The organism is Candidatus Berkiella aquae, from assembly GCF_001431295.2.
GTDB classification, from domain to species: domain Bacteria; phylum Pseudomonadota; class Gammaproteobacteria; order Berkiellales; family Berkiellaceae; genus Berkiella; species Berkiella aquae.
This window is the reverse complement of the sequence record NZ_LKAJ02000001.1, coordinates 3,392,611-3,414,912: the sequence shown is the minus strand read 5'-3', so window position 1 is coordinate 3,414,912 and position 22,302 is coordinate 3,392,611. Positions and strand designations below refer to the sequence as shown.

Below are 22,302 nucleotides of genomic sequence, written 5' to 3'. Positions count from 1 at the left end.
CGCTTATTCCTCACAACGCAAATTTTAGAGCAAATCATTCCGCCATCTGGATGATGCTGCTTAGTTGGTTAAGACAGAAGATGACTAATGGCTGAGTGACTTCTAGGGGACTTAGTCTACCCCGCTTCGCGCTAGTTATCCACACTGTTTTTTGGTTCTGATTTCACAATACTTTTGCTAACTTGGTTTATTAGCTGTGCGAAAATAACTTTATTTTGTGTATAACTCTGACGGTTATCCCCTATTTAAACTATCCGTGGTGTTTACTCACAGGATATCCGCCTATTTTAAAATAGCTTACGCACAAGATAATTTTTTTTAGCACTTTGAAAATATTGAAAATAATAAAGATATCCACTGTTTTATCCACGATAATCATAATAAATCATTTATATAGAGAAATTGATAATAATTACTTTTCTTCTATTTTCACTAAACTCACCTCTATATATAAGATATCCACAGTAAGCTCTGTATAACCTTTCATTAACCTGCTCATAACGTCGTTTTTTTGTGGATGGTTATTCACCTTTTTTTAAAACCTTCTTTTTTTGCACATGTTATTCAACACTTATCCCGTTCTTTAGCACGATCTTATGCTTTTTTTAAGTTCTTAATTTTTAAATAATTTGTTACCTTATCCACAGGAAATTGTGCCCTCTTAATAAACATCATTCTTTAGTTTTATAAAAATTTATAATTATTGAGAATGGATTAAGCTTATTTGCTTAGCAAAACGTAAAATGCCTAAACCTGTTAACAACTTTGTCGATAATGGATGCACAAAACTGTGGGCAACCCGCGTTTGGCTCTGGATTTTCTCGAGGGCATGAAGTTATCCACACTTCGTTCGCCCTAAATTCTGCCTCTCATCCACAAGATCTTTTTTACTTAAACATTTGTTTTGTTTAAACTTTATAAGGTTATACGCAAAAAATGTTGCCTTAATCATCATCATCATTTTTCAGTTTTATCTTTCTTTAATTTGATTAAGTGAAGTGTCTTTATCCACAAATAAAGCTTTCCAAGTATCATCTTGACTTTGCTTTTCCGATCGCATATAGTTAACCGCCTAATTTTTAGGGATTTATTTCTCAACAAGTTGATTAACTCATGGAGTTGCCATGAAACGGCCGTTTCAAAGAAAAAGTCAGGTTAGAAGAGCAAGAACACATGGCTTTCGCCAGCGCATGCAAACCAAAGGTGGCAGAGCAGTACTTGCAAACCGTCGCCGTAAAGGTCGTAAAAGACTTGCTCCCGTCGGTGGAACCAAAAAATAGCATTGACGTTTAATGCTAAAAACACTTTGCAGTAGCAATCGCTAACGCAAAGTGTTTTTTTATTTTTGGCATAGAATAAAAGGGTTGCCCATTATTCAGCAGCAGCAATTGTGTTTCCCGAAAAAGAATCGATTACTTGTTCCCAGTGATTTCCAACAAGTATTTAAAACGGGACGCAGACAAAAAGGGGCGATGTTTACAATCATTTGTACTGCAAATGCATTGCCGTATGCCCGTTTAGGATTAGCTATCGCTAAACGTTATATTCCTTCGGCAGTCGCGCGCAACCGCGTACGCCGTATTATCCGCGAGAGCTTTCGACACTATCAAAGCATATTAGGTGCTGTTGATATTGTTGTGATTACCCAAAAGCACCTCGAAGATTTGAAAAGTGCATGTTTACACAAAGAATTAAATCAACAATGGCAGTTATTGCGAGCTTCCCTCAACAAGCGCTCCTAGGGGGAATTGCGTTATATCAATGGTTATTGAGTCCGTGGGTAGGGCACCAGTGTCGTTTTTATCCGTCCTGCTCGCATTACGCCATCGATGCATTAAAAAAATATGGGGCCATCCAGGGTGTTTGGTTAACAACCAAAAGATTACTTAAATGTCATCCTTGGCATCCGGGTGGTGATGACAAAGTTCCTTGAATCCTTAGGATAAAATGGCATGGAATTACAACGTACACGAATGTTTTTATTGATAGCCTTATTGGTTGTTGGTTTTGCTCTATTTAGTGAATGGCAAAAAGAACATCCAGCATTGCCAAAACAAACACATTCTCAATCAGCTTCCTCTGCAACAAAAGAAGATAGCGAAATTCCTGCTATTTCTACTAATCAAAGTACCGCAGTGATGCCCGTGAGTACTCCAAGTAGCGCATCCGCTGATCTCATTGATGTAACAACTGACGTACTCAAAATTAAAATTGATCCCATCGGTGGTGATATAGTACGTGCAGAATTGCTGAAATATCCAGAAAAACTACATTCTGAGCAAGGGGTGCTTTTATTAGATAAAACAGCACTACGAAATTATGTTGCGCAAACTGGGTTGGTTGGGAAAAATGAACTCGGTCCTGATTCAAGGCAACAAGGGCGAGCAAGATACACGGTTACTCAAAATAATTTCCAGTTAAACCAAGATGTTTTAAATGTTGATTTACATTGGCAACATGAAAGCGGCATAAAGGTTACAAAAACATTTGTGTTTAAACGTGGTAATTACTTGGTTGATGTTAATTACCAAATTCAAAATGATACCGATAATGTATGGTTAGGAAATATTTACGGTCAATTGCGCCGTGAATATGTCAAAGGAAAATCCAATGGCATGCTCGGTGTGCAAAATTATGAAGGCGCTGCTTTATCAACGCCAGAAAAACCCTATAAAAAGCTAAGTTTTCCTGATATGAAAAAAGCGCCATTGCGCCAAACCATGGAAGGCGGCTGGGCAGCAATGGTTGAACATTACTTCTTATCTGCTTGGATACCAGCAAAAGAAAGTGCCAATGTTTACTATAGTCGAGTTGATGATGACAACGTATACAACATCGGCGCGCTCACCGCAGTGGAAGTCGCTCCTCATAAATCAGAAACCGTGGGTGGTCAGTTATATTTAGGTCCTGAAGTTGCAGAGAAACTTAAAGCAATTTCACCTGGTCTAGAATTAACTATTGATTACGGTATTTTATGGCCAATTTCGCAATTGTTATTTTGGGCATTACAGTTTATTCATGGCTTCGTTAGCAATTGGGGCTTTGCCATTATCTTGTTAACCCTTGTTGTGAAGTTGTTGTTTTATAGCTTATCTGCTTCGAGTTATCGTTCAATGGGGCATATGCGCCGATTGCAACCTCGTGTTGAAATGCTAAAAGAGCGTCATGGTAATGATAAGCAGCAATTTAGTGCCGCACTCATGGAGCTGTATCGAAAAGAGAAAGTGAATCCATTGGGCGGGTGTTTACCTATATTGATTCAAATACCGGTCTTTATTGCGCTTTATTATGTCTTGTTAGAAAGTATTGAATTACGCCAAGCGCCATTTATTCTGTGGATTCAAGATCTCTCAAGCAAAGATCCATACTATGTGTTGCCTTTAATTATGGGGGCGACCATGTTCTTGCAACAGAAGATGAATCCAGCACCACCTGATCCGATGCAAGCAAAAATGATGATGTTCATGCCAGTTATCTTTACGGTATTGTTCTTATCGTTCCCGGCGGGGTTAGTATTGTACTGGACGGTAAATAACATTCTGTCCATTTCTCAGCAGTGGTTTATAACGCGCAACATTGAACGTGAAGCCACTTTGAAAAAAGTAAAATAGGTCAGTCATGAATGCGAATTCCTCCTTTGCAGATACGATTGTTGCCGTAGCAACAGCGCCTGGAAAAGGGGGGATTGGTGTTATCAGAATTTCAGGAAAGCAAGCCGCTTTTATTGCCAAGCGGCTGCTATCAAAAGACTTATCTGCACGAATAGCCACTTTGTGCACATTCCGTAATGCTAACCAAGAAATCCTAGATCAAGGTGTTGCCTTGTATTTTCCTTCGCCCAACTCTTTTACGGGAGAAGATGTTGTTGAATTACAAGGGCATGGTGGTCCGGTTGTTTTAGATTTAGTTGTTAGCGCGGTGCTGGCTGAGGGTGCAAGACTGGCAGAGCCCGGTGAATTTTCTCTTCGAGCCTTTTTAAATAATAAAATTGATTTAGCACAAGCTGAAGCCATTGCTGATCTTATCGATGCTTCCACTCAACAAGCTGCTCAAAGTGCAATGCGATCATTGCAGGGGCAATTTTCTGAGCATGTTTTGAATCTTGCAACCGCATTAATGCAACTACGCCTATACGTGGAAGCGGCAATTGATTTTCCAGAAGAAGAAATTGATTTCTTAAGTGATGGCAAAGTCTTACAAAAGCTTGATGCTATTTTAGCAGAGCTTTCATTACTGCAAGCTAAAGCCAAGCAAGGGCAGTTGTTAAAAGAAGGCATGTCGGTTGTTATTGTTGGACAACCGAATGCAGGTAAGTCCAGTTTACTCAATGCATTAACCGGTCAAGAAACAGCGATTGTTACCCCTATCGCGGGGACGACTCGTGATTTAGTAAAAGAAACTATTCAGCTTGATGGAATGCCGTTACATATTATTGATACGGCAGGAATTCGCGATCAAGCAGAAGAAATAGAGAAAGAAGGTATTCGCCGCGCACTCTTGCAGCAAGATTTAGCAGATAGGATTTTACTGGTAGTAGATGTAAGTCAGGGCGAGTTGACGAAAGTAGAGCAAGAGGTGTTGCAACAGTTTTCGCATAAAACCACTTTAATTATGAATAAAATTGATACAGTGGGATTATTGCCTGGAGAGCGAGATGGGCAATTATATTTGAGCGCTAAAACAGGCGAAGGCCTGTCTTGTCTTAAAGAACATTTAAAAATGTGCATGGGATATCGTCAGGCAGAGGGGGCAACTTTTATTGCTAGACGCCGCCATTTATCGGCCATCGCTGCGACGTTGCAGAATTGTCTTAATGCTAAAAAGCAGCTAGTCGAATTTAAAGCGGGCGAATTAGTGGCACATGAATTAAAGATGGCGCACGACGCATTAGGTGAAATTGTTGGTAAAGTCACAACCGATGATTTGCTCGGTGAAATTTTTTCTAATTTTTGCATTGGTAAATGAGTAATAAATCATGAATTTTCCTGAAATGTTCGATGTAATTGTGATTGGTGGTGGGCATGCTGGAACCGAAGCCGCAGCAGCCAGTGCGCGTATTGGGGCAAAAACATTATTACTAACCCATAACATTGAAACGTTGGGACAAATGTCATGTAATCCCGCCATTGGTGGGATTGGTAAAGGGCATTTGGTAAAAGAAATTGATGCCTTAGGCGGCGTAATGGCTCATGCCGCAGATTTAGCGGGTATTCAATTTCGTACCTTAAACGCAAGCAAAGGCCCAGCGGTGCGAGCAACCCGAGCACAAGCAGACCGCTCACTTTATAAACAAGCTGTGAGAGATGTCTTAGAAAATCAGCCAAACTTATGGCTTTTTCAACAGGCTGTTGAAGATTTGATTGTGGATAACAATCAAGTAAAAGGCGTTGTTACCCAAATGGGGCTCACTTTTCATGCGCGCTCTGTGGTGCTAACGGTTGGTACTTTTCTGGCAGGTAAAATTCACATTGGTTTAAGTCATTATCAAGGTGGTAGAGCTGGGTGTCCTCCTTCAATGCGCTTAGCTGAACGCTTACGAGAATTACCTTTCAAGATAGGGCGTTTAAAGACGGGAACCCCGCCGCGTATTGATGGTAAATCCATTGATTTTTCTCAATTACAGCCACAACCGGGCGATACACCAACACCGATTTTTTCCTACATGGGAATACAAGCTGAACATCCCACGCAAATTGCTTGTTACATTACGCACACCAATGAGCAAACTCACGACATCATCCGTAATGGACTTTCACGCTCTCCTTTATTTTCTGGCGTGATTGAAGGTGTTGGTCCGCGCTATTGTCCTTCGATAGAAGATAAAGTGGTGCGTTTTGCTGACAAGACTTCACACCAGATATTTTTAGAGCCCGAAGGTTTAAATACCCATGAAATTTATCCCAATGGTATTTCAACCAGTTTGCCTTTTGATGTGCAATACCAACTCGTGCGAAGTATGAAGGGCCTAGAAAATGCTCACATATTAAGACCAGGTTACGCCATAGAATATGATTTCTTTGATCCGCGAGAATTATCACCAACATTAGAAACAAGATACGTAAAAGGTTTGTTTTTTGCGGGCCAAATTAATGGAACAACAGGTTATGAAGAAGCAGCAGCACAAGGGATCGTAGCGGGTATTAATGCGGCTCGTTTTGTTCGTCAAGAACCACTTTGGTATCCAAGACGTGATGAAGCTTATATTGGTGTATTAATTGATGATCTTATTACGCACGGTACTTTAGAGCCGTATCGTATGTTTACAAGCCGTGCTGAATATCGTTTATTGCTACGCGAAGATAATGCTGATTTGCGCTTAACGCCCATCGCCAAAGAAATGGGATTAATTTGTCATCATCGTTGGCAGCGCTTTCAACAAAAATGCGCGGCAATAGATAATATTCGCCAACAACTAAAATCGGTTTGTATTTTTGCGCATGATCCTGATGCCAAAATATTAGAGAGTTGTGCACAGGTTATTCTCAACAAAGAAAGCAAAGCACTTGATTTGTTAGCTCGACCTGAAGTGACTATTTATGATTTGCATCAGTTACCGAAAGTACAAGCAGCTATATCGCAAGAATCTCGCATTGGAGACGATGCGCTTTCTCAACATATTTTTAAACAAGCACTAGAACAAATTGAAGTGCAAATAAAATATGCAGGCTATATTGATAAGCAAACCGTCGAAATTCAAAAATGCGCGAAGCATGAGAACACCCAAATCCCAGAAGATTTTATTTATAAAGGGATCCCAGGGCTTTCCGCTGAGTTGATTGAAAAATTAACCAAGTCAAAGCCAAAGACATTGGGCATTGCTTCGCGGATCCCGGGTGTGACGCCGGCAGCTATTTCTTTGTTACTGATTTATATCAAAAAATTTGTCACACAAACGCATGAAGATGAAGTGAGTGTATGAATAAAGAGGATTTAAAAGGCCATCTAGAAAAAAGATTAAAGGCACTTGGTTTATCAACAACTCATACACAACAAGAAGCTTTATTAGATTTTGTCGCTTTATTGCATCGTTGGAATCAAGCGTTTAATTTGACGGCGGTTCGTGAACCCGATCTCATGATTGATAGACATATCATCGATAGTTTATCCATCGCTCCTTATTTAGCAGGGGATGACTTTCTAGATGTGGGGACAGGCGCTGGGTTACCTGGGATCCCGTTGAGTATCGTTTATCCACAACGACAGTTTTTTTTGTTAGATAGCAATCAAAAAAGACAGATTTTTGTTTCACAAGCAGCTAAATCACTCTTACTAAATAACGTCCAATGCATCTGCCAAACGGTACAAACATATCAAGCGGAGCGAAAGTTTAGTACTATCCTCACGCGAGCCTTCGCACCGTTGGCAGAAATGGTTCAGCTGTGTGCTCATTTGCTAGCTAGTGATGGGCGATTCTTTGCCATGATGGGCAAAACAAGCTCTGAACTCTTGATGCTTCCCCCGGGGTTCCAAGTTGAAAACCTCATCAAGTTAAAGGTGCCAGGGGAAAGGGCTGAACGACATCTAGCAATTATTAAGTTTGAATGAAAGGGTTATTCCATGAGGAATCAAATTTTAGCGTTTGCAAACCAAAAAGGCGGTGTGGGTAAAACCACCAGCTGTGTCAATTTGGCTGCATCGCTGGTTTTATCAAAGCAGAGAGTATTGCTTTGCGATTTAGATCCCCAAGGTAATGCAACCATGGGAAGTGGCGTTGATAAAAGTGCTGTTGATTTCTCAATGAATGATTTGTTGCAGGGTAAAGCAACCGTCAAGCAGGCAATTATTGAACAAACGCCAGCAGGGTATGATGTGATCCCAGCAAACAGTGATTTAACCGCTGCAGAAGTGGTGTTGGTGAAAAAGCAAGCGCATCCGATTATTTTGAGTAAAGCGCTGGCGGCAGTTAAAGATCAATATGATTACATTTTTTTAGATTGCCCACCTTCTTTAAGCATGTTAACGCTAAATGCATTGGTTGCGGCTGATGCTGTCATGATAGCGATGCAATGCGAGTATTATGCATTGGAAGGTTTGAGTGATTTAATTAATACCATTAAACAATTGCGTGGTTCTGTTAATCCTCGTTTAGAAGTCGGTGGCATTATTCGTACTATGTACGATGGTCGTAACCGTTTAGCTGCTGAAGTGTCATCACAGTTGATAGATCATTTTGGTAATAAAGTTTTTCAAACGGTTATACCGCGTAATATTCGTTTAGCTGAAGCGCCTAGTTACGGACTGCCCGTGCAATTATATGATAAACACTCTAGAGGTTCGGCTGCTTATCTTGCATTGGCCGCTGAATTTTTGCGTCGTCAACGTTCAGGTAAAAAGGATAAACCTGTCGCCAAAAGAGAATTGATAAAATAAGGTCACGACATGTCCATTAAAAAACGAGGTTTAGGCAAAGGATTGAATGAGCTCTTATCGGCCACGTTGGGAGCGCCTGCTGTTGCTGCAACTAAAGAAGATTTGATAGTGACAGAACCGCCTGCTGTATTAGCTGATCAATCTCTGACCTATATGGCAGTTGATCAATTAATGGGAGGTGTTTATCAACCAAGGCAACAAATTCGACATGAAGGTTTAGAGCAACTCTCTGAATCTATTCGAGCTCAGGGGATTTTACAACCGATTGTGGTGCGCCCAAGAGGGGATAAATACGAAATTATTGCGGGCGAAAGACGTTGGCGTGCAGCAAAGCTTGCGAGTTTAGAGACAGTACCTGTTTTAGTTCGTCAGGTGCCAGATGAAGCTGCAATGGCGATGGCACTGATTGAAAATATTCAACGAGAAGATTTAAACCCGTTGGAAGAAGCAATTGCTCTTAAGCGTTTAGCAGATGAGTTGCAATTAACGCATTTGCAAGTAGCAGAAGCCGTTGGAAAATCGCGAGCCAGTATTACCAATGCACTGCGTTTATTAACGTTAAATGCAGATGTCCAAAGCTTATTGGAGCAAGGACAGATAGAAATGGGGCATGCTCGTGCTCTGTTGGGGGTGAAGGGAACATTGCAAAGCCAAGTTGCTCAAACCGTTATTAATCGAGGGTTATCGGTTAGAGAAACAGAAAAATTAGTTAACAAACTACAGGAAGGTCCCACACCTTCGATGGCTGAGGAAAAATTGGTTATTGATCCCAATATCCGTCGTTTGGAAGAAGATTTAGCAGATAAGTTGGGAGCCAAAGTTATGATTAAGCATGGACGAAAGGGGCAAGGATCGGTTGTGATTCGTTATCATAGTGTTGACGAGCTGGAAGGGATCTTGGCCCATCTGAAATAAATTGCTAAAAGTTTAGACACCCAGTATACTTTGCGCGCTTGGCAAGCCGTCTACCATGAGTAATTTGTTAATGAAACGCACTCACTATCAAAATGAAGCGCTGTTTGCCATCTTGGTGCAATTTCCTTTTGTCATTATCCTTTCTCCATTAGTAGGGATACTGCAGGGTGCACTATCGGCCGCGTCATTTATTGTAGGTGGGTTGATATGTGTGTTGCCAAACTTTTATTTGTATCGACGTGTGTTTTCACATCAAGGTGCAAGAGCGGCAAAGAAAATGTTTAAGTCCCTTTATTGGGGGGAAATGGTTAAAGTTGTTTTAACCGCATTAGGGTTTCTTTGCGCGATAATGACGGGGTGGGCGTTACCGTTGTGGCTGTTTATGGGCTACATCACAGCACAAATCAGTTTTGCGCTGGCGCCGCTACTAATGAGTTTTATGAAAAAAAATAATCAGGGTATGAGAACCTAATGACCGCTCAAGTAGATGAAGAGTTAACCTCAGCAAAATATATTACTCACCATCTCACGAACTTAACGTGGGGTGAAGGCTTCTTTGCCATTCATTTAGATACACTGATTATCTCCTGGATATTGGGGTTTCTCTTTTTAGGGCTATTTTATATGGCTGCCAGAAGAGTCACAGTAGGCATTCCTGGCGGATTGCAAAATTTCGTTGAAGTTATTGTTGAGTTTGTTAATCAGCAAGTCAAAGATATCTACCATGGCAAAAGTGATTGGATAGCTCCTTTAGCACTTTCCATTTTTGTGTGGGTTTTCCTCATGAACTTTATGGATCTGCTTCCTGTCGATCTGTTACCTCGAGCTGCATCGCTCGTGGGGATCCATTATTTGAAAGTCGTGCCAACGACCGATCCTAACCTCACGCTAGGTATGTCGATATCGGTCTTTTTAATGACCATTTACTACAATCTAAAGAACAAAGGCGCGATTGGATTCACCAAAGAAATTTTCTGCGCTCCTTTTGGTCCATGGTTTTTCCCATTCAACGTTATGTTACGAATCGTTGATGAATTAGCTAAACCTATTTCCTTAGGTCTGCGACTATTCGGAAACTTATATGCGGGCGAATTGATTTTCATTTTGATTGCCCTCTTACCATGGTGGTCACAGTGGCCTTTAGGATTGGTTTGGGCTTTGTTCCATATCATCATTATTATTTTGCAAGCATTTATCTTCATGATGCTGACTCTTATTTACGTTAGTCAGGCACACGAAGCGCATTAGATTGATTGAATACTGAATTTGTTTAGACGTTAAAAGTGTAATAGCTAGGAGAAGAAATGGAAACCGCACAAATTGTATCGCAATTACAATCAGTTACCGCAATCGCGGTGGCGATGTTGATTGGTATGGGCGCATTAGGAACCGCAATCGGCTTTGGTTTGCTGGGCGGCAAATTTTTAGAAGGCGCAGCACGTCAGCCAGAAATGACCCCTATGCTGCAAGTAAAAATGTTCATTGTTGCTGGTTTGCTTGACGCGGTATCGATGATTGGTGTGGGTGTAGCACTTTACTTCACCTTCGCGAGCCCATTTTTAGCTGAGGTTATGACCCATATTCCACGCTAAGTTAAGCTCGGAGAATTATTGCTGTGAATATTAACCTCACCCTGTTAGGACAAATGATTACATTTGTCCTGTTTGTGTGGATCACCAAGCGTTACATTTGGCCTCCTGTCATCAAAGCGCTCAAAGATCGGCAAGCGAAAATTGCAGATGGCCTTGCTGCTGCTGAAAAAGGCCATATGGAACTTGCGCGAGCAAAAGAGCAAGTCTTGCAAAGCTTGAAAGAGAGCAAAGAACAAGGCGCTAACATCATTTTGGAAGCAAAAAAGCAAGCAGATGCCATTCTTGATGCTGCACGTCAAAGTGCTCATGAAGAAGGACAGCGCATCATTGCTCAAGCGCATTCAGAACTTGATCATATGGTGTCGCAAGCAAAAGAAACGTTGCGTAAAGAAGTGGCCACAATTGCAATGTTTGGTGCAGAAAAAGTACTTCAAAAGAGTGTTGATTCTAATGCACATGAACAAATGTTAGAAAAGCTAGCTCAGGAAATTTAGAGAATGTCTAAAAATCGCACCTTTGCCAGACCTTATGCAAAAGCCGCTTTTGAATTAGCACAAAGTGAAAGCGCCTTTTCTAAGTGGTCAGAAATGCTGAAGAATGCAGCAATGATTGCAAGCGATAAGCAATTTCTTTCTTTGGCAAAAAATCCGCGATTTTCAGCGCAGGAATTGATTGGACTTTTTGATGTCCTTGATCAAGATGTTTACACCCACGAAATGAAAAATTTTATTCGTATCTTGGGTAATTTTAAACGGTTAGCATTGTTGCCTGAAATTGCGACGCTCTTTGAGGAAATGCGAGCTGCTGCTGAAAGGGTTGTGAATGTTGAACTCATTTGCGCCCAACCGCTTGATGACAAATTAAAAGAACGTTTCATCCAGGTACTCATGAAACGAATGAATTGTAATATCTCGCTAGAATGCCAAGTTGATCAAGGCATCATGGGCGGCGCAATCATTCGGGCAGGAGATTTGGTTATTGATGGCTCCATTCGTGGCAGGCTCGCTAGATTAAGCGATGCTGTCGGTATTTTATAAGAATAGGCTAAAACAATTATGCGACTTAATCCTTCAGAAATCAGCGAACTTATTAAACAACGCATTGAAAATACGGATATTGATGCGAAAGCACGTACCGTTGGAACCATTATCAGCGTCGGCGATGGTATCGTTCGAATCTTTGGTTTGAATGATGTTATGCAAGGGGAAATGCTTAAGTTTCCTGGTGACGTTTACGGTATGGCGTTAAATTTAGAGCGCGATTCTGTGGGGGCGGTTGTTCTTGGTCCGTATGAACATTTGGCAGAAGGCCAAACGGTAGAATGTACCGGTCGAATTTTAGAAGTCCCTGTTGGTGAAGCTTTATTGGGCCGGGTTGTTGATGCTTTAGGACGTCCCATTGATGGTAAGGGTGAAATTAAAACCAATCATTCTTCACCCATTGAAAAAGTGGCTCCTGGTGTTATTTCACGCCAATCGGTTAATCAGCCCATTCAAACCGGTTTAAAAGCGATTGACGCGATGGTACCAGTTGGACGCGGTCAGCGTGAGTTGATCATTGGTGACAGACAAACTGGTAAAACAGCGATTGCTATCGATGCTATCATTAACCAGAAAGGAACTGGCGTAAAATGTATTTACGTTGCCGTTGGTCAAAAGGCGTCCTCTGTTGCAAACGTTGTTCGTAAATTAGAAGAGCACGATGCAATGGGTCACACCATCGTTGTGGCAGCAACCGCAGCAGAAGCGGCAGCACTGCAATTTATTGCGCCTTACTCAGGTTGCGCAATGGGTGAATATTTCCGTGATAAAGGCGAAGATGCATTAATCGTTTATGATGATTTGACCAAACAAGCATGGGCTTATCGACAAGTTTCCTTGTTATTGCGTCGTCCACCAGGTCGTGAAGCTTATCCTGGTGACGTATTCTATTTACACTCTCGTTTGCTTGAGCGTGCTGCTCGTGTTAATGCCGAGTATGTTGAGAAATTAACCAATGGCGCAGTAAAGGGTAAAACAGGTTCATTAACCGCATTACCTATCATTGAAACGCAAGCAGGTGACGTATCTGCATTCGTTCCAACCAACGTTATTTCGATCACTGACGGTCAGATCTTCTTAGAAACCGATTTATTTAATGCGGGGATTCGTCCTGCTATTAACGCGGGTTTATCAGTTTCTCGTGTGGGCGGTGCAGCACAAACCAAAATTATTAAGAAATTAGGTGGTGGTGTTCGTTTGGCACTTGCGCAATATCGTGAATTAGCAGCGTTCTCACAGTTCGCTTCAGATTTAGATGAAGCAACCCGTAAGCAGTTAGAACGTGGTCAACGCGTGATGGAATCAATGAAGCAAGCGCAATATTCACCCCTTTCTGTTGCAGAAATGGCGGTTGTTTTATTTGCTGCTGATAAAGGCCATTTAGACGATGTTAAGTTAACGCAAGTTGTTGAATTTGAAAAAGCGTTACTTGATTTCATGAATCAAAAGCATAAAGACTTAATTGATGAAATCAATCAGAAGTGTGATTACAACAATGACATTGAACAACGCTTAACGACTGCAATTGAAGCGTTTAAAAAATCCAATGTTCTGATGGGTTAAAAGGTCTTAAAATGTCAGGTGCAAAAGAAATACGCTCGAAAATTAAAAGTGTAAAAAGTACACAAAAAATTACTCGAGCGATGGAAATGGTAGCAGCAAGCAAAATGCGTAAAGCACAAAATCGCATGCTTGCTTCCCGCCCTTATGCAAATCGAATTCGCACGGTGATTAGGCATTTATCAGAGGGAAATACTGCGGAATACCGCCACCCTTACATGATTGCAAGAGAGCCAAAGCGTATCGGTATCATTGTGGTTGCAACCGACCGCGGTCTTTGTGGTGGATTAAACGTTAATAACTTTCGGCATTTGATTGGTCAATTGCAAGATTGGCAACAAGAAGGCAAGGAAGTGTCGCTATGTGCCATGGGCACCAAATCAGAAGTGTTTTTGCGACGTCTTGGCCTGAAGATGTTAGCTTCTGCAAGCCACTTGGGCGATACCCCATCGGTTTCAGATGTGATTGGTCCTGTAAGCGTTATGCTGAATGCTTATAACGACGGCTTACTTGATGCGCTTTATATTAGCTATAACCGTTTTGTAAACACGATGAGCCAGCAACCAGTTGTCGAGAAGTTATTGCCGATTAAGCAAGATGAAATTGGGGGCGATGAGCCACTTCCAAAGCGTGGGGATTATATCTACGAGCCTGATGCTAAAGAATTATTAGATCTATTACTAACGCGATACATTGAATCACAAGTGTATCACGGTGTTGTTGAGAATTTTGCCTGTGAACAAGCTGCGCGAATGCTTGCGATGAGAAGTGCATCGGATAACGCAGGAGAATTAATTGATAGTTTGCAGTTAGCGTATAACAAAGCAAGACAAGCTTCTATTACGCGTGAATTGGCGGAAATTGTGGGGGGAGCTGCCGCAGTGTAGCTTCTTTTTTAGAGAATATAGGGTAATAAAGTTATGAGTACAACGAGCGCTCAATCGGTTAAACAAGCATCTGGTAAAGTCGTTGAGATTATTGGTGCAGTTGTTGACGTGGAATTTCCACGAGGTGCTGTTCCTAAGGTATATGATGCGTTGTTGGTTGAGGGTGGAGAAATTACCCTTGAAGTTCAACAACAGCTAGGTGATGGTATCGTTCGTTCGATTGCGATGGGAACAACCGAAGGGTTGCGTCGTGGTTTGCAAGTTACCAATACTGGTGAAGCAATCCAGGTGCCAGTTGGTACAAAAACATTAGGGCGCATCATGGACGTTTTGGGACGTCCTATCGATGAAAAAGGCCCGATTGGTGAAGAAGCGCGTTTACCTATTCACCGAGCTGCTCCTTCTTTTAAAGAACAAGCAGCAAGCCAAGAATTGCTTGAAACCGGTATTAAAGTTATTGACTTGATTTGCCCCTTCGCAAAAGGTGGTAAAGTCGGTTTGTTCGGTGGTGCGGGTGTTGGTAAAACCGTAAACATGATGGAACTCATTCGTAATATTGCGATTGAGCATAGTGGTTATTCTGTATTTGCGGGCGTTGGTGAACGTACTCGTGAAGGTAATGACTTCTACCATGAAATGAAAGACTCCAATGTATTAGATAAAGTATCCCTGGTTTATGGTCAGATGAACGAACCCCCAGGAAACCGTCTACGCGTTGCTTTAACCGGATTAACGATTGCAGAAAGTTTTAGAGATGAAGGCCGAGATGTCTTGTTATTCGTTGATAATATTTATCGTTATACCTTGGCAGGGGTAGAAGTATCCGCATTATTAGGACGGATGCCTTCAGCTGTAGGTTACCAACCAACCTTGGCAGAAGAAATGGGACGTTTGCAAGAACGTATTACCTCCACTAAGACAGGATCGATCACCTCGATTCAAGCGGTTTACGTACCAGCGGACGATTTAACCGATCCGTCACCTGCAACCACCTTCTCGCACTTAGACGCAACGGTCGTATTGTCACGTCAAATTGCGGAGCTTGGTATTTATCCTGCAGTTGATCCGCTCGATTCAACCAGCCGCCAGTTGGATCCATTAGTGGTTGGTCAAGAACATTATGATGTTGCCAGAAAAGTACAAGGTACCCTGCAACGTTATAAAGAATTGAAAGATATTATTGCTATTTTGGGTATGGACGAACTTTCTGAAGAAGATAAGTTAATCGTTGCTAGAGCCCGAAAAATTCAACGCTTCTTATCGCAACCTTTCTTCGTTGCTGAAGTCTTTACCGGATCACCTGGTAAGTATGTTTCCTTAAAAGATACCATCAAAGGCTTTAAAGGCATTATCGAAGGTGAGTATGACGATTTGCCTGAACAAGCATTCTACATGGTAGGTGGCATTGAAGAAGCAATTGAAAAAGCTAAGACAATGCAAGGTTAAGCAAAGTAAGAGTAAGAGAGTAAAATAATGGCTGTGGCTACACTGCATTTAGATATTGTTAGCGCTGAAGCGGAAATTTTCTCAGGGGAAGCGTTGCGTGTGTATGCGACAGGTACAATGGGTGAACTTGAAGTAGCACCAGGGCATACGCCTTTACTAACGGGATTATTACCGGGCTTTATTCGTATTCGCGATAAAGAAGATAAAGAAGATGTTGTGTATGTGACAGGTGGTATTTTAGAGGTTCAGCCTTTTGTGGTGACTATTCTGGCAGATACGGTTGTCAGAGCGCGTGACTTTAATGAAGCAGAAGCTATCAAGGCACAGCAGCAAGCAGAGCGCGCCCTCAAAGATCATCGTTCAAATGTTGATTTTGCAAAAGCGAGAGCAGAACTTGCCAGAGCAGCTGGTATGTTGCGGGCTATTCGTGAAGCGAAGAAGAAAACGCATATTAAGTAATACCAAGCTGTGCTGTCGACATTGATCCGAAAGGTATAAGGGTGGCGAGAGCCACCCTTTTTGTTAAAAAGGTTAGATAAAAAATGAGTGAGCATAGCGACAGCCCACTTTGCGTTCTCATACTGGCTGCCGGTAAAGGCACCAGAATGAAGTCATCTTTAGCGAAGGTTTTGCATCCTTTGGGAGCCAAGCCGCTATTATGGCATGTGATAGAAAGTGCAAAAACACTTAACCCTGCGCAAATCATTGTTGTTTATGGACATGAAGGGCAAGCGTTACAAGCGGCTTTCAATAATGAAAACATTACTTGGGTTCATCAAGTAGCTCAACAAGGCACGGGTGATGCCGTAAAAAGCGCATTACCTTTTATTAAAGACGAACATCAGGTTTGCATTTTGTACGGTGATGTTCCTTTAATCCAGCCGCAAACACTTGCAAGACTCATTGCAAAAACCTCACAAAATACCATGGGCCTATTAACAGCCAACGTAGATAACCCTAAAGGTTTGGGGCGTATCATCAGAAATGCCAAGCAACAAGTTTTGCGGATAGTCGAAGAAAAAGATGCGGATGAACTGGAAAGAGCAATTACAGAAATTAATACCGGCATTTTCCTGTTGCAGGCAACTTCATTAAAACGCTGGATTGCAAAATTAACCAATCATAATGCGCAGCAAGAATATTATTTGACCGATATCGTTCAATTTGCGGTCGAAGAAAACGTCATTGTAAACACGATTTATCCACAAGATCTTCATGAAATAATGGGGATTAATGATAAGTCCCAGCTTGCACAATTAGAAAGATATTATCAACGTCAACAAGCTGAAAAGTTAATGCAAGCAGGCGTGACCATGGCTGACCCAAACCGCTTTGATTTACGTGGTTCTTTGCAGATTGAGCGTGATGTCTTTATCGACGTTAATAGCGTTTTTGAAGGCGAGAATCAATTGGGTGAAGGGTGTCATATTGGTCCTAATTGTATGTTGATCAATTGCAAATTGGGCAAAGGCGTTGTGATATTAGCGAATAGCCATTTAGAAGACGCTGTTGTGGGAGATTTCTCAAGAATAGGTCCTTTTGCTCGTTTAAGACCTGGCGCACAGTTAGGTCAAAATACCCACATTGGAAACTATGTCGAAATTAAGAACGCAACAATCGGCGAAGGCTCTAAGATTAACCATTTGAGTTATATTGGCGACACCTTAATGGGTAAAGATGTCAATATAGGGGCTGGTACGATTACTTGTAATTATGATGGTGCGAATAAACATCAAACCATTATTGAAGATGAAGTACATATAGGGTCAGACACCCAATTGATCGCTCCTATTCGTGTTGGTAAAGGAGCAACCATTGGCGCAGGCTCTACCTTGAATAAAGATGTACCATCATATCAATTAACGTTAACACATCGTTTAGAGCCAAGAAGTAGTGATTGGCAGAGGCCACGAAAGCATAAACCATTAGAGGATGGAAAATAACATGTGTGGGATAACTGCGGGAATTGCGCAAAGAGATATTGCTCCCATTTTGCTTGAGGGATTAAAGAAGCTGGAATATCGGGGTTATGATTCAGCGGGATTGGCCATTTTAAATGAAGGTGGACAATTAGAACGTTTACGAGTGTGCGGTAAAGTTAATCAATTATTACAAGCCCATGATAAAGAGCCGCTCTTAGGCAAAGTGGGGATTGCGCATACTCGTTGGGCAACGCATGGCAAACCCAGTGAGACGAATGCCCATCCTCATTTATTTGAGAATCAAATTGCCTTGGTTCACAACGGTATTATTGAAAACTATTTGACGCTGCGCCAGGCTTTAGAAGCGAAAAAGATTCGTTTTAGCTCTGAAACAGATTCTGAAGTGATTGTGCAATGGATTGGTGAAGAATTTAAAAAATCAAACAATTTGTTACAAGCCGTGCAAGCCACCGTCAAAGAACTAGAAGGCGCTTATGCTCTGGCGGTTGTCTCACAAAGCGCTCCCGATAGAATTATTGCAACACGCCATGGTAGCCCTCTTGTCATAGGGATTGGGATTGGCGAGCATTTCATTGCTTCTGATAGCTTGGCGTTGTTATCGTTCACACAAGATTTCGTTATTTTAGAAGACGGTGATGTTGCAGAAATTTTTCGCGATCATTTCGTTATTTACGATCGCTCAGGAAACCCTGTCGAGCGCAAGGTGAGAAAGGTTGCATTAACAGCACAAAGCACCGATCGCGGCAAATATCGCCACTATATGCAAAAAGAAATATTTGAGCAGCCCGAAGCCATTCGCTCTGCTTTTTCTGGGAGGTTGAATAGTAATGATGTGCCAGATGGTATTTTTGGAGCAAATGCCACTGACATTTTTAATCAAACCAAGGCGATTCAAATCGTTGCCTGTGGAACGAGTTATCATGCAGGACTCGTTGCCAAGCATTGGCTTGAGGGAATTGCCAATATTCCTTGCCAGGTAGAAGTGGCCAGTGAAGCACGTTACAGACCGCAAGTTGTATTACCAGGAACGCTTTTTGTCAGTTTGTCGCAATCAGGCGAAACAGCAGATACCTTAGCGGCTATGCGTAATCTGAAAAATAGCAACTATTGCGGCAAGTTAACGATTTGTAATGTGCCAGAAAGTTCCATGGTGCGAGAATCAGAACTCGTGTTGTTAACACACGCAGGGCCAGAAATCGGAGTGGCCTCGACTAAAGCTTTTACCACACAATTGGTTGCCATGTTGATGTTAACTCAGTGCTTAGGGCGGCGTAATAACGCAAAACTCACTGAACAAAAGCAAATTGCCGAAGCGATTCGTGCTTTGCCGCAAATAGTAGAGCAGCTTTTACAACTGGATGATGAGATTGCCAAATTAGCACATCGCTTTGATGACAAAGATAACGCATTGTTTGTTGGGCGTGGTATTTACTACCCGATTGTGCAAGAGGGCTCCTTAAAGTTAAAGGAAATTTCTTATATTCATGCGACAGCGCACCCAGCCGGTGAATTAAAACATGGACCTTTAGCACTGGTCGATAAATATATGCCTGTTGTTGCATTAGCAGCTCATGATCATCTGTTAGATAAGCTCGTTTCTAATTTACAAGAAATTCGTGCCCGTCAAGGAGAACTGATCATTTTTGCTGAAAGAGGAACAGGGTTAGTCAATAGCAAAGAGATGACAGTCATTGAGATCCCACAAGTAGGCGAGTTAATTGCACCTTTGGCCTTTACCGTACTGCTACAATTGTTGGCTTATCATGTTGCTGTGCTGAAAGGGACTGATGTTGATCAGCCACGAAATTTAGCTAAATCCGTTACAGTTGAATAACCCATCTTTATCCATGCAATGCAAGGCATCTTCGTGTCTTGCATTGCAAATCTGCTATTTAACCTTTTAAAAAGAGTAATACCATGTGCGGGCGATTTGCATTAAATGCTACCGAGCAAGAAATTGTTTCTCATTTTCAACTCAAGCGCGGCTTTTATATGCGACCGCGTTATAACATTGCACCCACTCAACAAATTCCTGTCATCCTGAATCAAGGACAACAAGTTGATTTTTGTCGTTGGGGATTCATTCCTGCATGGCAAAACAAGCAAGAAGAGATCCCGGCGGGCCATATCAATGCCAGATTTGAATCACTTGCAGAAAAACCAACATTCAAGAAAGCATTTTTTACACAGCGCTGCTTAATTCCTGCCTCTGGATATTATGAGTGGAAGACGATTAATGCGAAAAAGCAACCTTTTTTGGTGCAACAGTTGGCAAAACCCTTATTTGCATTTGCAGGGCTGTGGTCCGCTTGGATCTCGGCGAAAGGCGAAATGATAATGAGTTGCGCTATCATTACCATTCCTGCGCCGTCGTTTTTAAGCAAATTACATGAGCGTATGCCACTGATTATTTCGCCTGAAAAATATTCTTTTTGGTTAGCAAAAGAAAACATACCAGATCAGTATTTGTCGCTGAATTCTGAAATTTCTCCTGAAAATTTCAGAATATTTCCAGTATCGTCTCGCATGAATCATCCACAATTTGAAGGGAGAGAGTGCATTCAGTCTCTGTAAGTAATTTAAAGTTTAAGGGATAGGGGTTTACTTGCCGAAGTGCCGTTGGCATAATCGCCTGCGCGCTGTTAAATTAGCTTATATTTTGGGGTAGTTTAGGCGCAATCAATTAAAAAAATAATGGAGAATTAAATGGCATTAACAAGGCAAAATACGAAAATCCCTTCTGGCCGTAAGAAAGCTGAAGAAAATGCGGAATCTAAGTTGCTATCTTCTCGCACTAGAGCAATTAAAGAGAAGCAAACTCGTATTGAAATTTTTCAAACCATCTCTGATGAAACAGGTTTGAAACGAGTAGATGTGGAAAAAGTATTCGCTGAGATGGCTAAATTGGTCAAGGCCCATATGAAAAAACAAGGATCAGGCGAAATTATGATCCCTAAAATGGGCATCAAGATCCGTAAGGTTCGTCGTAAACCAACGAAGAAGCGCGTTATGGTAAGTCCTTTAACCGGTAAAGAAGTTGTTATTCCTCCTAAACCCGCTCGTGACGATATCAAATTGGTTGCATTAAAAGGCTTAAAAGAATCTCTTTTAGGTTAATTTCTATGTGCCTCTCCCGTTTGGGAGAGGCTACTCGATCATTCTTCTTTATTTCACCGTTCGTTTGCATTAAATAAAATAGGGATCTCCTGCCAGCAATCGTGATAATTAGATTGTAGAAGGTTGGGGTCAAATGCGAACGCAGTCGTTGCCCACGGTAGGCAACTTTCGAGCATAAAAGCGAGTGTATTCGTTTGTTTTTGCGGTATGAGTTTTGCATTTATCGCTTGTAGTGTCGTCTCTTTATCAGGGCCATGACCTGACATCATATTATGTAAGCTACCGCCGCCTGGAACAAAACCATCCGCTTTTGCATCATAATGACCTTGAATCAGACCCATGAATTCACTCATGACATTGCGATGATAATAGGGAGGTCTGAAAGTATGTTCGGCGACCATCCAGCGTTCTGGAAAAATCACAAAATCAATGTTAGCAACACCTGGATAAGCGCTTTGAGAGGTTAAGACGGTAAAAATAGAAGGATCGCAATGATCATAGCTGACCGTATTGATGGTATTAAAGTGGGAGAGATTATATTTATAGGGTGCATAATTACCATGCCAAGCAACAACGTTCAAAGGAGAGTAGTTGAGATAGGCTTGCCACAGCTGATGATTAAATTTTCCCAGCAATACATAGTCACCTTGTTTTTCTTCATAAGCAGCATGGGGAATTAAAAAATCTTTTGGATTGGCAAGCCCATTGCTGCCAATAGGGCCAAGATCGGGTAGCGTCAAAGGGGAGCCAAAATTTTCGCAAATATAGCCTTTGATAGTTGGGCTTAAGAGGTTGACTTGAAAGCGCACTCCGCGAGGGATCACCGCAATTTCACCAACCGAAAGTGTCAGCTTGCCAAATTCGGTACTTAACTCACAATCACCTTCATAAGGCACGATCAGCCATTCGCCATCTGCACTATAAAAATAACGGTTCCCCATATCGGTATTGGCTGCATATAAATGGATTGCAGCTCCTTGATGTTGAGAAGGTGCACCATTAAATAACAGTGTTTTTAAGCCATCGATAAAATCCGTTGGTTTGTGGGGGGAAGCCATAGCATGCCAGCGCATTTGAGTGGGTCTAGGTGCGTTTTGGGTTTCTAACGTGATCCCTTCATGTGCAATTGCCTGAAAGGGAGAATGCACAACCGAAGGTAATATGCGGTAAAGCCAGCTACGGTAATTAAGATGGCGAGCACGAGTAAAGGCGCTGCCGCTTAATTGCTCAGCATATAATCCAAACGGGGGTTTTTGTGGGGAATTTTGTCCTTGTGGGAGTGCGCCCGGTAATGCTTCACTTTGCCAGTAGCTGCCAAAACCGGTTTGGTATGTGTATTCCTTAGTCATTCGATTATCCTAAAATTTACCAGCTATTTTAAATGATACTCTCAACCTCATATATTGCTATCCCCTCTCAACTTGGATTAGAC

The 22,302-nt window shown here is 41.8% G+C and carries 23 protein-coding genes; 22 read left to right on the top strand and 1 reads right to left on the bottom strand.

The features are described from left to right. The first annotated feature begins 1,124 nt into the window (after window positions 1-1,124). The 22 genes from rpmH (at window position 1,125) to HT99x_RS14990 (ending at window position 20,870) form a co-directional block, all read left to right on the top strand. Window positions 1,125-1,280, top strand: a complete 156-nt coding sequence (rpmH, locus tag HT99x_RS15095; protein ID WP_075065104.1) for a 50S ribosomal protein L34 — start codon at window positions 1,125-1,127, stop codon at window positions 1,278-1,280. Window positions 1,281-1,331: 51 nt separating this feature from the next. Then, window positions 1,332-1,742, top strand: a complete 411-nt coding sequence (gene rnpA / locus HT99x_RS15090; protein ID WP_083482769.1) for a ribonuclease P protein component — start codon at window positions 1,332-1,334, stop codon at window positions 1,740-1,742. After that, complete coding sequence (gene yidD / locus HT99x_RS15085) at window positions 1,703-1,933, top strand: membrane protein insertion efficiency factor YidD (protein WP_235528405.1); 231 nt, start codon at window positions 1,703-1,705, stop codon at window positions 1,931-1,933. The genes rnpA and yidD overlap by 40 nt, the downstream gene beginning before the upstream one ends. Before the next feature lie 19 nt (window positions 1,934-1,952). Continuing rightward, entirely contained in the window at window positions 1,953-3,611 is a 1,659-nt protein-coding gene (gene yidC / locus HT99x_RS15080) for a membrane protein insertase YidC (protein ID WP_075065106.1), read from the top strand. A gap of 7 nt (window positions 3,612-3,618) precedes the next feature. Continuing rightward, window positions 3,619-4,965, top strand: coding sequence for a tRNA uridine-5-carboxymethylaminomethyl(34) synthesis GTPase MnmE (mnmE, locus tag HT99x_RS15075; protein WP_075065107.1), 1,347 nt, complete (start codon window positions 3,619-3,621; stop codon window positions 4,963-4,965). Between the two features lie 10 nt (window positions 4,966-4,975). Further along, a complete protein-coding gene (gene mnmG / locus HT99x_RS15070; RefSeq protein ID WP_075065108.1) occupies window positions 4,976-6,919 on the top strand; it encodes a tRNA uridine-5-carboxymethylaminomethyl(34) synthesis enzyme MnmG in 1,944 nt (647 codons plus the stop codon). Continuing rightward, window positions 6,916-7,545 (top strand): 16S rRNA (guanine(527)-N(7))-methyltransferase RsmG, encoded by a 630-nt coding sequence (rsmG, locus tag HT99x_RS15065; RefSeq protein WP_075065109.1) that lies wholly within the window; start codon window positions 6,916-6,918, stop codon window positions 7,543-7,545. The genes mnmG and rsmG overlap by 4 nt, the downstream gene beginning before the upstream one ends. Before the next feature lie 12 nt (window positions 7,546-7,557). After that, a complete protein-coding gene (locus HT99x_RS15060) occupies window positions 7,558-8,370 on the top strand; it encodes a ParA family protein (protein WP_259566972.1) in 813 nt (270 codons plus the stop codon). Between the two features lie 9 nt (window positions 8,371-8,379). Further along, window positions 8,380-9,285, top strand: coding sequence for a ParB/RepB/Spo0J family partition protein (locus tag HT99x_RS15055; protein WP_075065111.1), 906 nt, complete (start codon window positions 8,380-8,382; stop codon window positions 9,283-9,285). 55 nt (window positions 9,286-9,340) lie between these two features. Continuing rightward, window positions 9,341-9,757, top strand: a complete 417-nt coding sequence (locus HT99x_RS15050) for an ATP synthase subunit I (protein WP_075065112.1) — start codon at window positions 9,341-9,343, stop codon at window positions 9,755-9,757. Then, window positions 9,757-10,533: a F0F1 ATP synthase subunit A gene (atpB, locus tag HT99x_RS15045; RefSeq protein WP_075065113.1), complete on the top strand. Its 777-nt coding sequence runs from the start codon at window positions 9,757-9,759 to the stop codon at window positions 10,531-10,533. The genes HT99x_RS15050 and atpB overlap by 1 nt, the downstream gene beginning before the upstream one ends. 56 nt (window positions 10,534-10,589) lie before the next feature. Beyond that, window positions 10,590-10,877, top strand: a complete 288-nt coding sequence (gene atpE / locus HT99x_RS15040; protein WP_075065114.1) for a F0F1 ATP synthase subunit C — start codon at window positions 10,590-10,592, stop codon at window positions 10,875-10,877. Between the two features lie 23 nt (window positions 10,878-10,900). Next, on the top strand, window positions 10,901-11,371 hold the full coding sequence (locus HT99x_RS15035; RefSeq protein WP_075065115.1) for a F0F1 ATP synthase subunit B: 471 nt from the start codon (window positions 10,901-10,903) through the stop codon (window positions 11,369-11,371). Between the two features lie 3 nt (window positions 11,372-11,374). Beyond that, window positions 11,375-11,914, top strand: a complete 540-nt coding sequence (locus HT99x_RS15030; RefSeq protein ID WP_075065116.1) for a F0F1 ATP synthase subunit delta — start codon at window positions 11,375-11,377, stop codon at window positions 11,912-11,914. An 18-nt stretch (window positions 11,915-11,932) separates the two neighbouring features. Continuing rightward, window positions 11,933-13,480 carry a F0F1 ATP synthase subunit alpha gene (gene atpA, locus HT99x_RS15025; RefSeq protein WP_075065117.1) on the top strand — a complete coding sequence of 516 codons (1,548 nt, stop codon included), beginning with the start codon at window positions 11,933-11,935 and terminating at the stop codon, window positions 13,478-13,480. Window positions 13,481-13,491: 11 nt separating this feature from the next. Beyond that, window positions 13,492-14,364: a F0F1 ATP synthase subunit gamma gene (gene atpG / locus HT99x_RS15020; protein WP_075065118.1), complete on the top strand. Its 873-nt coding sequence runs from the start codon at window positions 13,492-13,494 to the stop codon at window positions 14,362-14,364. Window positions 14,365-14,397: 33 nt separating this feature from the next. Continuing rightward, window positions 14,398-15,810, top strand: a complete 1,413-nt coding sequence (gene atpD, locus HT99x_RS15015) for a F0F1 ATP synthase subunit beta (RefSeq protein ID WP_259566967.1) — start codon at window positions 14,398-14,400, stop codon at window positions 15,808-15,810. 27 nt (window positions 15,811-15,837) lie between these two features. Then, window positions 15,838-16,269, top strand: a complete 432-nt coding sequence (locus HT99x_RS15010) for a F0F1 ATP synthase subunit epsilon (protein WP_075065119.1) — start codon at window positions 15,838-15,840, stop codon at window positions 16,267-16,269. Window positions 16,270-16,352: 83 nt separating this feature from the next. Next, the gene (glmU, locus tag HT99x_RS15005; protein WP_075065120.1) at window positions 16,353-17,753 is read left to right on the top strand and encodes a bifunctional UDP-N-acetylglucosamine diphosphorylase/glucosamine-1-phosphate N-acetyltransferase GlmU; all 1,401 of its coding nucleotides are present in this window, start codon (window positions 16,353-16,355) and stop codon (window positions 17,751-17,753) included. A 1-nt stretch (window position 17,754) separates the two neighbouring features. Further along, window positions 17,755-19,587 carry a glutamine--fructose-6-phosphate transaminase (isomerizing) gene (glmS, locus tag HT99x_RS15000; RefSeq protein ID WP_075065121.1) on the top strand — a complete coding sequence of 611 codons (1,833 nt, stop codon included), beginning with the start codon at window positions 17,755-17,757 and terminating at the stop codon, window positions 19,585-19,587. An 83-nt stretch (window positions 19,588-19,670) separates the two neighbouring features. Next, window positions 19,671-20,327 carry an SOS response-associated peptidase family protein gene (locus HT99x_RS14995; protein ID WP_075065122.1) on the top strand — a complete coding sequence of 219 codons (657 nt, stop codon included), beginning with the start codon at window positions 19,671-19,673 and terminating at the stop codon, window positions 20,325-20,327. A gap of 132 nt (window positions 20,328-20,459) precedes the next feature. Beyond that, window positions 20,460-20,870 (top strand): HU family DNA-binding protein, encoded by a 411-nt coding sequence (locus tag HT99x_RS14990; RefSeq protein ID WP_075065123.1) that lies wholly within the window; start codon window positions 20,460-20,462, stop codon window positions 20,868-20,870. A 53-nt stretch (window positions 20,871-20,923) separates the two neighbouring features. Here the strand turns inward: HT99x_RS14990 and hmgA are convergent, their stop codons facing one another. After that, window positions 20,924-22,219 (bottom strand): homogentisate 1,2-dioxygenase, encoded by a 1,296-nt coding sequence (hmgA, locus tag HT99x_RS14985; RefSeq protein WP_075065124.1) that lies wholly within the window; start codon window positions 22,217-22,219, stop codon window positions 20,924-20,926. Between the last annotated feature and the right edge of the window lie 83 nt (window positions 22,220-22,302).

What these genes read in the sequence shown, in the direction of transcription:
- hmgA (WP_075065124.1), bottom strand. Translation starts at nt 22,219, where the DNA reads ATGACTAAGGAATACACATACCAAACCGGTTTTGGCAGCTACTGGCAA.
- atpA (WP_075065117.1), top strand. Translation starts at nt 11,933, where the DNA reads ATGCGACTTAATCCTTCAGAAATCAGCGAACTTATTAAACAACGCATT.
- glmU (WP_075065120.1), top strand. Translation starts at nt 16,353, where the DNA reads ATGAGTGAGCATAGCGACAGCCCACTTTGCGTTCTCATACTGGCTGCC.
- HT99x_RS14990 (WP_075065123.1), top strand. Translation starts at nt 20,460, where the DNA reads ATGGCATTAACAAGGCAAAATACGAAAATCCCTTCTGGCCGTAAGAAA.
- HT99x_RS15010 (WP_075065119.1), top strand. Translation starts at nt 15,838, where the DNA reads ATGGCTGTGGCTACACTGCATTTAGATATTGTTAGCGCTGAAGCGGAA.
- HT99x_RS15050 (WP_075065112.1), top strand. Translation starts at nt 9,341, where the DNA reads ATGAGTAATTTGTTAATGAAACGCACTCACTATCAAAATGAAGCGCTG.
- glmS (WP_075065121.1), top strand. Translation starts at nt 17,755, where the DNA reads ATGTGTGGGATAACTGCGGGAATTGCGCAAAGAGATATTGCTCCCATT.
- HT99x_RS15055 (WP_075065111.1), top strand. Translation starts at nt 8,380, where the DNA reads ATGTCCATTAAAAAACGAGGTTTAGGCAAAGGATTGAATGAGCTCTTA.
- HT99x_RS14995 (WP_075065122.1), top strand. Translation starts at nt 19,671, where the DNA reads ATGTGCGGGCGATTTGCATTAAATGCTACCGAGCAAGAAATTGTTTCT.
- rpmH (WP_075065104.1), top strand. Translation starts at nt 1,125, where the DNA reads ATGAAACGGCCGTTTCAAAGAAAAAGTCAGGTTAGAAGAGCAAGAACA.
- yidD (WP_235528405.1), top strand. Translation starts at nt 1,703, where the DNA reads ATGGCAGTTATTGCGAGCTTCCCTCAACAAGCGCTCCTAGGGGGAATT.
- mnmE (WP_075065107.1), top strand. Translation starts at nt 3,619, where the DNA reads ATGAATGCGAATTCCTCCTTTGCAGATACGATTGTTGCCGTAGCAACA.
- rsmG (WP_075065109.1), top strand. Translation starts at nt 6,916, where the DNA reads ATGAATAAAGAGGATTTAAAAGGCCATCTAGAAAAAAGATTAAAGGCA.
- yidC (WP_075065106.1), top strand. Translation starts at nt 1,953, where the DNA reads ATGGAATTACAACGTACACGAATGTTTTTATTGATAGCCTTATTGGTT.
- atpB (WP_075065113.1), top strand. Translation starts at nt 9,757, where the DNA reads ATGACCGCTCAAGTAGATGAAGAGTTAACCTCAGCAAAATATATTACT.
- atpE (WP_075065114.1), top strand. Translation starts at nt 10,590, where the DNA reads ATGGAAACCGCACAAATTGTATCGCAATTACAATCAGTTACCGCAATC.
- atpD (WP_259566967.1), top strand. Translation starts at nt 14,398, where the DNA reads ATGAGTACAACGAGCGCTCAATCGGTTAAACAAGCATCTGGTAAAGTC.
- atpG (WP_075065118.1), top strand. Translation starts at nt 13,492, where the DNA reads ATGTCAGGTGCAAAAGAAATACGCTCGAAAATTAAAAGTGTAAAAAGT.
- HT99x_RS15030 (WP_075065116.1), top strand. Translation starts at nt 11,375, where the DNA reads ATGTCTAAAAATCGCACCTTTGCCAGACCTTATGCAAAAGCCGCTTTT.
- mnmG (WP_075065108.1), top strand. Translation starts at nt 4,976, where the DNA reads ATGAATTTTCCTGAAATGTTCGATGTAATTGTGATTGGTGGTGGGCAT.
- HT99x_RS15060 (WP_259566972.1), top strand. Translation starts at nt 7,558, where the DNA reads ATGAGGAATCAAATTTTAGCGTTTGCAAACCAAAAAGGCGGTGTGGGT.